A 12,357-nucleotide genomic window follows, 5' to 3' on the forward strand; every position below is an offset into this window, starting at 1 on the left:
ATCGACGAGGAAAATCGCAAACTCCGATATCATAGCTGCACCAACTGCCCGGAAATCAGGGAAGACTCTGGGCAATCGATGCTCTGATCAAGAAACCTAGCGTGTCCTATGCGTATCTCCTGATACGCAAGACGCGCTAACGCTAAATGGTGCAATCGCGCGATTGCCGGTCAAGATGCCATTTCTGCCGGGCTAAGACGCCACTTCAGCGAAGGCCTCCTGCATCCTGAAGGCGTATAACGCCTTCACCAGCGCACGCGCCGGTTTGGTCTGGCGCCTCCGTTCTTGCCACTAGGACATCCTCACGCAAGTTTCGCTGTCTATCGTCGCGACAGGCAATAGGCCTACCTTGTTGTAGACGGTCACGCGAGAACAGAATGAATCTGTTAAATCAACTAGTTCAGGTTGGCAAAAATCTGGGATCCCTTGGGCGAACGCGACTGTTGGCGCTTGCAGGTGTTGGTGTTCTATCAATTGCCATCATTCTTGCAGCCGCCTTTTTCGTCAACAAGCCTGCGCAAGAGACGCTTTATGTCGGGCTTGATACGCAGGACCTCAACCAAATCAGCATGGTGCTTGCCGAAGCCAACATTGGCTTCGAAGTCGGGTCGGATGGAAAGAGCGTTACGGTGCCGGCAGGAATGACGGGCAAGGCGCGTCTTCTTCTGGCTGAGAAGGGACTTCCGAACAGCAACAACGCTGGCTACGAGCTGTTTGACAATGTCGGTTCGCTCGGCCTGACCTCCTTTATGCAAGAAGTTACGCGAGTGCGGGCCCTCGAAGGCGAAATCGCACGGACCATTCAAACAATTTCGGGCATCAACGCTGCACGCGTTCATATCGTTATGCCGGAAGCAGGCAATTTTCGCCGCGCACAACAGAAGCCGACTGCGTCTGTCATGATTCGCGCGAGCGCATCGGCAGGCCGCAACGCGGCCGCTTCGATCCGCCATCTCGTCGCTTCAGCCGTACCTGGCCTTGATGTTGGCGACGTGACCATTCTCGATTCATCGGGACAGCTTCTCGCCAGCGGCGATGAGGCCTCCAACAACGCATTGAACCGCTCCCTGGGCATCGTTCAGAACGTCCAGGGCGAAATCGGTGACAACATCGACAAGGCCCTTGCTCCGTTCCTCGGCATGGACAACTTCCGTTCGAGCGTGACGGCACAGCTGAACACGGATGCACAGCAGATTCAGGAAACCACTTACGATCCGGAATCGAAGGTGGAGCGTTCCGTACGCACCACAAAGGAAGCTTCGCAGTCTCAGCAGAAGCAGTCCGACAACGCCTCCACCGTCGAACAAAACATTCCGCAGGCTGCTCCCGATACCGGTGGGGCAGGCCCGCAGTCCTCGGACAAGTCTGACAAAAAAGAAGAGCAAACCAACTACGAAATCAACAGCAAGACGACGGCGACGACGCGGAACAGCTATCGCATCGAAAAACTGTCGATTGCAGTCGTTGTCAACAAGGGCCGTATTGCCCAGATGGTCGGAGAACCGGCCGATCAAGCCAAGGTCGATGCGTACCTTGCCGAAATGCAGAAAATCGTTACGGCGGCTGCAGGGATCGATACCAATCGTGGCGACATTGTCACCGTGACCGCGATGGACTTCATGGAAAGCCAGCTTCTCGAAGAGGCGGGCGGCGGGTCCAAGGTCATGGATATGTTGAGCCGCAACCTTGCCGGCATCATCAACTCGCTTGCCTTCGTCCTCGTCGCCTTCGTGGTTATCTGGATGGGCGTCCGGCCGATCGTTCGCAGCATCAATGGCAACCAGTTGGCGGGTGATACGTCCGCTGAGGGCGTCGGTCTAGAGCTTCCTGACTTTGCACCGGGAGCAACCGGCATGGAAGGCGCTGGCGGTGCTTTGATGGACGGCTTTGGCTCTGACTTTGGCTTCGATAGCACTGAAGATCTGCTTGGCGCTGGCGACGATAGCGGTAACTTCAACCGCCGCGTTAAAGAAGGACCGGAGCGCAAGCTGGCTCGCATGGTCGAGATCAACGAAGAGCGGGCCGCCAAAATTCTCAGAAAATGGGCCGTCGATAATGCCGCCTGATGAAGGCAAATTGATAAAGCCCACGGTACTGTGGAAAAGAACGTGAGAGACAGCGAGAGGCAGCACAGGCTGCCTCTTTTTTTGGGCGCTTTAACAGGCGAAATGAAATTCGATTGCAAATTGCTTCGCGAGCCGGCCGCTTGCTCGAAAGCTGACCGTTTGGCACATCTTTGGTAAGCTGCCGAATTTTATAACCTTTTTGTTAGGTTACGAGAGAAGCGCTTTCTGCATCCTCACAATACTATCGCAAAAACCTGTCACTCTTCCCCTGGAAGACGTGATTCTTGCGTAAAATGTTCGAATCACCTTATTTTTTAGAAAGTTTTAAAGTTCTAGCGTTCGAGGGCAGGACACAGCTCAGTAAATACCGAGTTAATCCCCAGAACTGGGAGATGTGAATTTCTTAGTGCGTCGAGTACAGTCTGGTTGATTCGCAAAGCCCGTGGATGTTTTCGATTAACTGGCTTGAACACTGCCCTTTAAGCTAATGACTGATTGCGGGACGTTGCCGATGGATATGAATGTATTACAGGCGATGAGGGGCGATCGAAAGCCACCCAATTTTGTGGGCGTAGCCACGACGGGATTGCCTTCGCGGGACGAACTTCTTGATGCTCTGCGGATGGTGGCTGGGCAAGCAAGGATCCAGAGGGGCTTCCAGCTTTTGACGGAATATGTGGGAGCGTCCCACTATCTCCTTGGTCGCGCCGATCTCGTGCAAGAAGCAGACCTTGACTTCGTCGTTTCTTCAGATTGGCCTTTCGATCTCGTCAAGGAAATGGCGCCGATCTTCGCGGCAGGCCTGTCTCGCCTGACTGAAATGGAAAAGTGTCTGCAGCTTTTCCAACCGAGTTTTGCTCTTCTACCCGATGATGTTTCTGTTCCGGATGGCGCAAGCCGTCAATATTGCTCCTTGCTTTTCAATATTGGCCGCTCCCGCCTGTCGCTCGTCTTTCTCTTTGACGACGGATTTATCCTTTCCTCCGAGCGCCTACGCGATGTCGGACTGCTTGCGGGCTATTTTGCGAGCTTCCTGAATTATGGGATCATCAGATCCGAGCGGGATTTCGACCTGACAGATCGCGAACTCGAATGTCTATTTTGGATTGCCGAAGGCAAGACCAGCGATGAAATCGCGATGATTTTGGGAATTTCCCGTAATACCATCAATAACTACATCACAAGCGTAATGCGCAAGACTGCCACGAAAACCAGATCGGAAGCAATTGCCTTCGCCGTCAGAAACAATCTCGTATAGGAGACCCGGTTTGAAGCATGCGGTGAACGCATCGGCCGAACATGGAGGTGGAGGACCTCGTTCTTCGCGCCCCGGCAAAGTCAACAGCCGATCTGATCTTTTTCCTCGTCTAGTCGCGATGCAAAAGCTGGCAAACGCTGACAATTTCGCTGTCTTCAGGACCGCCGGTTCAGGCGCGCTCGCAAAGCAGCGTCTGGTATCGGAGATCGATAACTGGTCGTCGGTCGACCCGAAGTTGACTCACACCTTTGTCGAGTTGTGTGCCGACCTTCTTCTACAGCATCTCGACCGTTCGGTTTTGCCTTTGGTCTGGCTCAGCGAGCCGGAGCGAAGTGCTGGTCTAATTGCGCTAAAGCCCTTTATTGCTCTCGTAGAGGAAATAGAATTGCCTGGAATGGGGATTGTCTTTCCCGTTCGTCTCGGCGCCATCGGCAATGGCTTTGTCGTCTTCAGTGGTGAGATGATCAGCCTGAAAGGCGATAGCCTGGTCGAATTGCACACGCGGTCCTGTCAGGTGATGAGAGATCTTCTGTCTCTCGATGAGCGACGAGCTACGGCCACGGAAGCATTGAGCGAGCGTGAGATAGCGTGTCTGCAATTGGCGGGAGACGGGCGGATCAGCGAAGAAATTGCTGAAAAGCTTGGCCTGTCGGTTCATACCGTGAACGCGTATCTTGGTTCTGCCACGGTCAAGCTCAATTCCGTCAATAGAATACAAGCGATCGCCAAGGCTATCCGCCTTGGATATATCGATTGATAAAAGCCTTCCTGCCTTATTAAGGCAAACGGCGAGTGAGGGCTTGACGTTTTCTGGAAACAATCTTTTCGAGCGAAAAGAGGTCCGCGACTATCATGTCGCGGGATCTCGATTGCTGTTCAGCAGGCGAGCGCCTGGAGCGGGCGCGGCTGAAAACGTGCAGCGCGCAAGCTATTTTCCAGGAAGGCTGTGTTGACGTCATGATTGGAAGATGGATTTTCGAAAGAGATATGGCTGATTTCGATACCTGCGAGGTTTTCAGCCAGCACTAGCTGCGCATAGACCGTGACGCCGGGCGGCTTGATTTCGAGATCAAGAATTACTTCCGGTTTCCCGCTCCATTCCAGCGTATAACTGCCGCCGAGGCCGAAATTCACAATACCAGGATGAAAAAATAATTCCGCCGCAGAAGCGACGAGATCCGAAAGATTGCCATAACGCTCGTAACGAAGAAGGGAAATAAGATCGGCAGCGTCCAGCAGCCGCAATTCTGTTGCGACCGGGCTGATGGCTTCGGCGAGAATTCTTTCTCGCAGCTCAGAGTAGGGGCACTTCTTCATATTGCTTAACTTACCGTTTATTTCTTGCTTGGGTGGCATAGACCCGGTGTATGAGTTCTGCCACAGCTTTGTAGAAAATGGACGGTATGACACTATCGACCGAGACTTGCGCAAACATGGAGCGTGCAAGAGGTGGATCTTCGAAAACCGGGATCCCGTTCGCCTCGGCGATCTCTCTAATTTTCAGCGCGATCAGATCCTGGCCTTTGGCAACAACGACCGGTGCGTCGTCTTCTTCACGAACATAGCGTAGTGCCACGGCAAAGTGAGTCGGGTTTGCAACCACCAAAGTGGCGCGCGGGACATTGGCGATCATTCTGCGCCGTGCCCTGTCGCGCATGACGGAACGCTGACGACCTTTGACCGCGGGATCGCCTTGAGACTGCTTGTTTTCCTCTTTGATTTCATGCCGGGTCATCTTCAAGCCCGTGAACCAATGATGGCGCGTCCAAAAGAAGTCGGCAATCGCCACGACGGCCGTTGCCAGAAGAATGATGACGGTGATTTTCTGCATCGCCGACATCATTCGGGGGAAAATAGTTTGAGGATCTGAAAAGATACCGTCGATCGATCCGAAGTAATCGCTTTTCAGCGAAACGAAGACGATCACGCCGACGATCACCACCTTGAACAGGGACTTTCCAAATTCGATCAACCCCGCAACGCTAAACATACGGCCGATGCCAGCTTTGGGAGACAACCGTGAGAATTGCGGCCGAATGCGCTCCAGAACCGGATGCGGGAGGTTCTGCGCGATCGATGCGGCAAGACCGAAAACCATGAAAAGGATCAGAGCGGGCGCCAATATCGAGGCGCTGACCCAGCCTAGGTGAGCAAACAGCGACAATGCGTCAGTGGAATTGTTAAGACGCCATTGGTCCGGCTGCTCGAAAATGTCCTTCAGAGAATCAGCGGTCTTGGCCATGCCTTCAGGCAGGAAGAAGATCGTATAGACAAAGATCGCGAGCACCGCGGCAAACAAAGGAACTTCACGCGAAAATGGCACATTGCCTTTCTCTGCCGCGTCGCTGCGTTTTTTCGCTGTCGGGTCTTCTGTTTTACTGTCTTTATCTTCGCCGTCGGCCATAGGCTCTCCCTGAGCGAAAATGGCCGCGCGATGCGCGGCCTTTTCTCGGGAAAGCTAACGTGCCGCGATGTGCGGATCAACACCTGACTACCGAAGCAAGAAAATGACTTCAAAGACAGCAGGTTAGGCGGCTGTCGGTTCAGCCTCTTTTTCCTTGAGCTCGATCTGGCCGCCATTTGCCAGGCGAATCGCTTCCTGCGCGATGGCGCGCCGGGCGATGGCGATCTCGCGCGGATTGATGCCCGCCGTACCGGATTGAAGGTCGGATTCGATCATGCGGCGCTGGCGAGGGCTGATGGCCGAGAGGACCATTTCGCGCAATTCCATGGGCGAGCCGCGAAGCGCCATCGTGAGCACATCTGCGGAAATATCGTTCAACAGCATGACGCGGCTGCGTTGCGGCATGAACATGATATCGTCGAACAGGAAAAGCTTTGGGCGAACTTTTTCGACCGAGTCGCGGCTGATCGATTCCAGCGAGGTCAAGAGTGTATCGACCTGCGGCTTTTCCATCTCGTTCATTAGTTCGGCGGCCTTTGTCGTGCCAACCGCGTTCTTTTCCGCTTCGACTTCCGCAAGAAGCGTTATGACCTGGCGTTCGATAATCTGTGCGGCCTTTGGGCTGACCGACTTCAGGCTCACGGTGCGGTTCATGATATCGGCGCGCCGTTCCTCCGGCAGCTGCATCAAGACCTTGGCGCCAAAGGAAGAGGGGACCATTGAAAGAATGTAGGCAATCGTTTGCGGATGCTCGGTGACCAGGAACTTTGCAACAAACGCAGGTTCGCCTTCTGCAAGCCGGTCCCAGATGGATGTTTCGAACGCCTGGAATGCAGCGCGCCGACCAAGCAGGCCATCGACTTCCTCTGGCGTCAAACCTTCCTCAAGAATGCTTTCGATGGCTTTTGCGTTGTCCATCAGGCCGGCACCCTCTGTGAAGAGGTCTTCAAATTCAGACACCAAGCCGAGCAGTTCATCCGGCGGGATAGCGCGCAGAGACTGAGCCGAAGCGATGATTGTCTGCAATTCCGCCTGGGTAAAATATTTCAGCAAGCGGCCGGCAACGCCTTTGCCCATGGCAAGGAGTACCGCAGCCGCTTTTTCAGCCTGGGTTAACGGTTTCGCGGAGACGGCGCCGCCGCTGAAATCGTCAAAGTCCATCATGGTCTAACCTCTCCGTCCCTTAACCGGGATCAGGCTTTTTTCGTACTCAGAACTTCAATAAGCTTAACGCCAAAACGCGTATCGTCATTCTCAAGGACGGTGATCTCGCCACGTGCGATGCGACGACCATTCACCATTATATCTACGGGTTCGCCTATCTTCTTGTCGAGCGCAATTGTTGCGCCTTCGTTTAATTCCATCAGGCTGGAGACCTGCATGCGGCTGCTTCCCAGCATGATCTGCACATCGATCGGGATGTCCATGATCAGCTCGAGGTTCGCCTGCATGGCGCTGCCGAGCGGGGCAGCTTCCGCTGTTGCTCCGCCGAAGCCGGCGTCAAAGTCGCCGCCGCCAAAGGAAGCGGTGTCGCCGAAGTCGCTGCTGCTGGTGTCGTCTGAACCGAAATCGCCGAACGACGATAGGTCGGTGCCCGTGGACGGGCTACCGAAGTCGTCGCCGAAATCGCCAAGCCCGCCATCGGAATCTTGCTTCAGCACACCGCGCAGATCATCGATTGCCTGTTCCAGTTCGGCTTCGTTGCCTGGTACAGGTTCAGATACTACGCTTTCGCTCTTTGGTTTTCTCGTCGCCATGACATCATTATTCCAATTGAAACTTGCCTCAACCTGCCGTCTGAGCAGATCGCTAACTCATTAGGTGTCGGATCAGATCATCGTCCGAGTTCACGGTGTCCTTGACTCTTACTGTGTAGCTTTCGCCGGAGCGGCCTAATTCGCAGACGTAAAGTTCCTTGCCGTTTGCACCGACGTTGACCTGAACATCCTCCGCATCGAAGAACGGAATGACATCGCCTGCCTGAAGCCGGGATATCGTTCTCAGCGTGAGGTCCTGCAGTCTGACCTTCGCATCAAGCGTGACGGTGGAGCGGCGAACCTGTTCGCTCAGCTGTTCTGTCCAGCCCGCAGAACGACTGCTTTGATTCTTCGCCTTCGGCGCGGAAACCTTGCTTTTGAGCAAGGGCGCTTGCGGTACGATCAACGCGAATTCTGCCTTGATACCGGACAGGGCAATGGCCAATCGGATTTCGGCTGCGAACTCGTCCGGCGCGTCGGTCCTTGGTTTGGGCCTGTTGTCCAGCCGATGCGGGGCCGATAGGGTTGGTTCAAACCCGCCAGGGGCGTTGACGGCTGAGCGCAGAACGCTGGCAAACTTTTCAAAAACCGTGATCGCGAGATCGATTTCAATCGCCGACAGCGGTCTTGCGACGGGGATTTCAACAGTTGCCGGATCTGCCCCGAGCAAATGCTCCATCAATGTGATGACGAATGCATTGCCGCATGAAAACGTAATATTTGGCGACCAGTTGCGAAGCTCCGCGTCCACAAGCGTGACATTGGGATCGAGCCGCGCAATGAGGTCGTTCTTATAGCCGGTTCTACACCCGACATATTCCACTTCAACGTCGAAGTCTGTTTCGCTCTTGATGATGTCAGGCAGAAACTCTCGGTAAATCTCGCCGAAAATCGCCGAAATCTTCTCGATTGTCGTCCCGTCGCCCAGCCGGCCTGTCAGACGGGCCAGCAGTTTTTCATCCATAAGCTGGATTGGAGAGACTGCATTCATCGGATCATGCTGCCTTCGTTTCGCCGCCGCCGCCCGGATTCATCATTTCCTGCTCGACAGCATCGATGGACGGACGCTCATAAGAGGAGATGGTTTTACGGCCGTATTCCAGGGCAACCTGTGGCACCGAACCGTTCATGTAAGCCAGCAGACTTTGCTTCACGACGATGTAGAGCCGGTGCTGCTTGGAGCGAACAATCTTGATCTGCGCGCAAAGAGGGTTGCACAAGCAGTAAGACAAGAGAATGCCGAGCATGGTTCCCACCAGCGCCGCACCGATCATTCCCCCAAGAACGGCAGGCGGCTCGTTGATGTAGCCCATGGCGTGAATGACGCCCAAAACGGCGGCGACGATACCGATGGCCGGGAATGAATCGCCGATGGCCGTGATAGAGTGATAGGGCTTCAGCTTGTCGTAAAGGATCGTGCTGATTTCTTCGTCCATCAACGCTTCGATTTCGTGCGAGCGCGCATTGCCGATAATGATGAGGCGCACGTAGTCGCAGATAAATGCGGTGAGGTCTTCGTTCTTCAGGACAGTGGGCGCAACCTGGAAGATCGAGGATTCCTTCGGATTGTCGATATGCGCTTCGATCTCGTTGCGTGACTTGGTCCTAAGGTCTCGCATGAGAGAATAAAGAACGCCCAGCACGTCAAGATAATGACGCTCCTTCGGCACCTTTCCAGAGAAGGCCTCGCCGATCGCTTTGCCGGAATCCTTAACGACTTTCATAGGGTTCGCCATGACGAACGTACCCAGGCCGGCGCCGGCAATAACCAGCAATTCGTAAGGCTGAAACAGCGTTTCGACATGCCCGCCCTGCGCCATAAAGCCGCCGATCACGCAGCCAATGACAATCACTAAGCCGATAATAATATTCATCGTCCGCCACATCCGGTCGTTATTTCGTGACCCTGGGATAAAAACTCTGGCTTGCGTGAGGCTGATGGATACCACCGTAAGCGCAATAAACGCCGCCAGCCTCGCGTAAGGCTTTTCAGGCAAAACCACGGGCGACGAGCGGGCTTGCCCGCATCTGAGATGCCGCCTCAGCGACGCCGGTCAAGAAAGCCGGTCCTCGTTCCGTTCATTGTAATGCCAGGAGTTGCAGATGCAGACCGGTCTTTATGTTTCCCTATCGTCCCAGCTTGCGCTCGAAAAACGTCTCAACACCATTGCGGACAATATGGCCAACGTGAACACGACAGGTTTTCGGGCAACCGAAGTCAAGTTCGATGAATTGCTCGGCAATAGTCCTGGAACAAAATTGAACAATAAAGTCGCCTTCGTCTCCCAGGGCAACGACTATTTGTCTGGCGACAACGGGGAGCTGGAGCATACCGGCAACATGCTCGACTTCGCGATCAAGGGAGATGGCTGGTTCGCGCTTGACACGCCTGCAGGACGGGTTCTGACCAAAGATGGCCGCTTCACTATCAAGGACACCGGAGAACTCGTTTCGGTCCGTGGCTATCCTGTTCTGGATGCCGGCGGCGCTCCAATCACATTGAACAGTGCCGCTGGGGAGCCCAAAGTGGGTGCTGACGGTTTGATCTTCCAGAACGGAAAACAGGTTGGCTCCCTCGGGCTCTACCAGGCCGATATCAGCAAGGGTTACCTGCGCTACGAAAATAGCGGCATCATGACCACAGCGCAGCCGACCGCTGTCGTCGATCGGTTCAATGTCGGCGTCGTGCAGGGTTATCTCGAAAATTCCAACGTCAATGCGATGCGCGAGATCACGCAGCTGATCGAAGTCAATAGAGCCTTCGAGAGCATAAGTTCGTTGACCAAGGACAGTGAGGATTCCTTCGGTGAAGCGATCAGAACTCTCGGCGGCAGCCGGTAAGGCGCTGACACATGACGCAGCTTGAACTTTCCGCCGATCATTTATCTCCCAAGCTCAACCACCTTGCGAGCCTGATGCAGCACTACCTGCAGCCTGAGCATTCCGTGGCGCACGGAGGACATGTTCGTTCGATCGCAGCCGGGTATTACACGGTAGCCGGTATGTCGCGTCATGTTCGCCTCGGCGAGTTCGTCGCGCATAAGTCTGCCACAGGGATTCATCTCGGCGAGGTTGTGCGCGTTGAGCCTGAGCTTGTCTACGTCTGTCCGATCGAGCCCGGTGAGCCGATCGGGATCGGTGACACGGTCATCCGGAAAGGCGCTTTTCGCGTTGCGCCCGATGAGAGCTGGTGCGGGCGTACACTCAACTCCCTATGTGATCCGATCGACGGAAAAGGCACTCTGACAAAGGGTTTCGAGCGCCGGTCCATTTCAAACACTGCACCCCCCTCGATGAAGCGCAAGCGGATCGAAACAGGCTTCCAGACTGGCGTGCGCGCCATCGACATCTTTTCACCGCTCTGCCTCGGTCAGCGTCTAGGAGTGTTCGCCGGATCGGGCGTCGGTAAATCGACGCTTCTTTCGATGCTCGCGCAAGCCGATGCCTTCGACAAGGTCATCATTGCGCTGGTCGGAGAACGTGGCCGCGAAGTACGGGAATTCATCGAAGATACGCTCGGCGAAAACATGCGTAAGTCGATCGCGATCGTTGCCACGAGCGATGAAAGCCCGATGTTGCGCAAAATGGCGCCGTTAACGGCAGTCACGATCGCAGAGCACTTTCGAGACAAAGGCGACAACGTCCTTTTGATTATCGATAGTGTCACGCGCTTTGCCCATGCGATCCGCGAGGTCGCAACGGCATCCGGTGAACCTCCTATCGCCCGCGGATATCCTGCGTCCGTTTTTACCGAGTTGCCGCGACTGCTCGAACGCGCCGGTCCTGGCGAAGAGGGAGCCGGCACCGTGACCGCCATTATTTCAATCCTCGTCGATGGCGACAATCATAACGATCCGATTGCCGACTCCACGCGCGGCATCTTGGATGGTCACGTTGTTCTGAAACGCAGCCTTGCCGAAGAGGGGCGATATCCGCCAATTGATCCTTTGGCCTCGATCTCGCGTCTTGCGAGGAAGGCATGGACGCCGGACCAGGAGAAGCTTGTTTCCAGGCTCAAGGCACTTGTCCATCGCTTTGAAGAGACCCGGGATCTGAGGCTCATCGGCGGTTATCGACCGGGTGCTGATCCAGACCTGGATATGGCGGTGAAGCAGGTACCGATCATCTACGATGTTCTCAAACAATCGCCCGGCGAAACAGTCGGCGTTGACGCCTTTGCCGACCTTGCCGCTGCCCTCAGGGCGGCCGCCAACGGTCAGCCGGTCAATCGCAAGTAGAAGGTGCGCATCTTGGCCCATTTCGAAACCGAAGAACAACCCATTCCTCCGTTGATGCCGCGGGCAAGACGGAAACTGTTTTCGAGCGACAGATTGCTGACGACATTCGGCTTGCTGCTCGCCAGTGCCGCGGCTTTCTTTCCCTGGTACATTTTTCTCAATCCGGAAAAGTTCAAGTTGCCTGCCATACGTCAGGAAAATCTGACACGAGCTCTGCCCGATTGGCCGGGGCGAAGCGTCGTAACGGTTTCGCCTTCAGCCATTCCCAACAGCAAGGAACGCCAGGAGGATCTTTCGACCTTCGACACTTTGACCACTGCGACAACAGCAAGCGTCAATCATGGCGAAGATACTGCAAAACCGCTCGAGCAGCCGTTTCCCGGTAAATCCAGTTTTCGCTTGCTGCACGTCGCAAATGGACGCGCGGTCATCGAGGATGCCAATGGCCTCTACATGGTCCAGGTCGGTTCCGTTCTGCCGGATGAAAGCCGCTTGGCAGCAATTGAGCAGCATGATGGAAAATGGGTGATCGTCACGTCCAAGGGTGTCGTTTCGCAAAATTGATGCTGATGAACGCACGCATGTGTTAGCCACGCGATTACGACTTAGAAATCAGCGATTTTCCGGTCAAACC

The 12,357-nt window shown here is 54.9% G+C and carries 12 protein-coding genes; 6 read left to right on the plus strand and 6 right to left on the minus strand.

All coding sequences use genetic code 11. The features are described from left to right. The first annotated feature begins 377 nt into the window (after positions 1 to 377). The 3 genes from fliF (at position 378) to visR (ending at position 4,081) form a co-directional block, all read left to right on the plus strand. Positions 378 to 2,066 carry a flagellar basal-body MS-ring/collar protein FliF gene (fliF, locus tag VQ830_RS00385; protein ID WP_337266077.1) on the plus strand — a complete coding sequence of 563 codons (1,689 nt, stop codon included), beginning with the start codon at positions 378 to 380 and terminating at the stop codon, positions 2,064 to 2,066. Positions 2,067 to 2,577: 511 nt separating this feature from the next. Next, positions 2,578 to 3,324 (plus strand): transcriptional regulator VisN, encoded by a 747-nt coding sequence (gene visN, locus VQ830_RS00390; RefSeq protein ID WP_337266078.1) that lies wholly within the window; start codon positions 2,578 to 2,580, stop codon positions 3,322 to 3,324. Positions 3,325 to 3,334: 10 nt separating this feature from the next. Then, entirely contained in the window at positions 3,335 to 4,081 is a 747-nt protein-coding gene (gene visR / locus VQ830_RS00395; RefSeq protein ID WP_438617135.1) for a transcriptional regulator VisR, read from the plus strand. Positions 4,082 to 4,200: 119 nt separating this feature from the next. On the opposite strand, the gene VQ830_RS00400 is transcribed toward visR, so the two are convergent. From VQ830_RS00400 to motA, 6 genes are all read right to left on the minus strand, one after another. Then, positions 4,201 to 4,641, minus strand: a complete 441-nt coding sequence (locus VQ830_RS00400; RefSeq protein ID WP_337266079.1) for a BspJ family T4SS effector nucleomodulin — start codon at positions 4,639 to 4,641, stop codon at positions 4,201 to 4,203. Between the two features lie 10 nt (positions 4,642 to 4,651). After that, positions 4,652 to 5,728, minus strand: coding sequence for a flagellar biosynthesis protein FlhB (gene flhB, locus VQ830_RS00405; RefSeq protein WP_337266080.1), 1,077 nt, complete (start codon positions 5,726 to 5,728; stop codon positions 4,652 to 4,654). 123 nt (positions 5,729 to 5,851) lie between these two features. Then, positions 5,852 to 6,892, minus strand: a complete 1,041-nt coding sequence (gene fliG / locus VQ830_RS00410; RefSeq protein WP_337266081.1) for a flagellar motor switch protein FliG — start codon at positions 6,890 to 6,892, stop codon at positions 5,852 to 5,854. Between the two features lie 29 nt (positions 6,893 to 6,921). Next, positions 6,922 to 7,485, minus strand: coding sequence for a flagellar motor switch protein FliN (fliN, locus tag VQ830_RS00415; protein ID WP_337266082.1), 564 nt, complete (start codon positions 7,483 to 7,485; stop codon positions 6,922 to 6,924). Positions 7,486 to 7,537: 52 nt separating this feature from the next. Beyond that, the gene (locus tag VQ830_RS00420; protein WP_337266083.1) at positions 7,538 to 8,476 is read right to left on the minus strand and encodes a FliM/FliN family flagellar motor switch protein; all 939 of its coding nucleotides are present in this window, start codon (positions 8,474 to 8,476) and stop codon (positions 7,538 to 7,540) included. 4 nt (positions 8,477 to 8,480) lie between these two features. Beyond that, positions 8,481 to 9,359 (minus strand): flagellar motor stator protein MotA, encoded by an 879-nt coding sequence (gene motA / locus VQ830_RS00425; protein WP_337266084.1) that lies wholly within the window; start codon positions 9,357 to 9,359, stop codon positions 8,481 to 8,483. 229 nt (positions 9,360 to 9,588) lie between these two features. On the opposite strand from motA, the gene flgF reads away from it, so the two are divergent. Genes flgF through VQ830_RS00440 form a run of 3 tightly spaced genes read left to right on the plus strand, consistent with a single transcriptional unit; the run spans position 9,589 to position 12,287 of the window. Next, the gene (gene flgF, locus VQ830_RS00430) at positions 9,589 to 10,326 is read left to right on the plus strand and encodes a flagellar basal-body rod protein FlgF (protein ID WP_337266085.1); all 738 of its coding nucleotides are present in this window, start codon (positions 9,589 to 9,591) and stop codon (positions 10,324 to 10,326) included. A gap of 11 nt (positions 10,327 to 10,337) precedes the next feature. Beyond that, positions 10,338 to 11,723: a flagellar protein export ATPase FliI gene (fliI, locus tag VQ830_RS00435; protein WP_337266086.1), complete on the plus strand. Its 1,386-nt coding sequence runs from the start codon at positions 10,338 to 10,340 to the stop codon at positions 11,721 to 11,723. A gap of 12 nt (positions 11,724 to 11,735) precedes the next feature. After that, the gene (locus VQ830_RS00440; RefSeq protein WP_337266087.1) at positions 11,736 to 12,287 is read left to right on the plus strand and encodes a flagellar protein; all 552 of its coding nucleotides are present in this window, start codon (positions 11,736 to 11,738) and stop codon (positions 12,285 to 12,287) included. The last annotated feature ends 70 nt before the right edge of the window (positions 12,288 to 12,357 follow it).

Source organism: Oryzifoliimicrobium ureilyticum (genome assembly GCF_037199735.1).
Taxonomy (GTDB): domain Bacteria; phylum Pseudomonadota; class Alphaproteobacteria; order Rhizobiales; family Rhizobiaceae; genus Rhizobium; species Rhizobium ureilyticus.

Excerpts from the sequence above, each read along its gene's own strand:
- fliF (WP_337266077.1), top strand. The coding sequence starts at position 378 with ATGAATCTGTTAAATCAACTAGTTCAGGTTGGCAAAAATCTGGGATCC.
- visN (WP_337266078.1), top strand. The coding sequence starts at position 2,578 with ATGGATATGAATGTATTACAGGCGATGAGGGGCGATCGAAAGCCACCC.
- VQ830_RS00400 (WP_337266079.1), bottom strand. The coding sequence starts at position 4,641 with ATGAAGAAGTGCCCCTACTCTGAGCTGCGAGAAAGAATTCTCGCCGAA.
- flhB (WP_337266080.1), bottom strand. The coding sequence starts at position 5,728 with ATGGCCGACGGCGAAGATAAAGACAGTAAAACAGAAGACCCGACAGCG.
- fliG (WP_337266081.1), bottom strand. The coding sequence starts at position 6,892 with ATGATGGACTTTGACGATTTCAGCGGCGGCGCCGTCTCCGCGAAACCG.
- fliN (WP_337266082.1), bottom strand. The coding sequence starts at position 7,485 with ATGGCGACGAGAAAACCAAAGAGCGAAAGCGTAGTATCTGAACCTGTA.
- VQ830_RS00420 (WP_337266083.1), bottom strand. The coding sequence starts at position 8,476 with ATGAATGCAGTCTCTCCAATCCAGCTTATGGATGAAAAACTGCTGGCC.
- motA (WP_337266084.1), bottom strand. The coding sequence starts at position 9,359 with ATGAATATTATTATCGGCTTAGTGATTGTCATTGGCTGCGTGATCGGC.
- flgF (WP_337266085.1), top strand. The coding sequence starts at position 9,589 with ATGCAGACCGGTCTTTATGTTTCCCTATCGTCCCAGCTTGCGCTCGAA.
- fliI (WP_337266086.1), top strand. The coding sequence starts at position 10,338 with ATGACGCAGCTTGAACTTTCCGCCGATCATTTATCTCCCAAGCTCAAC.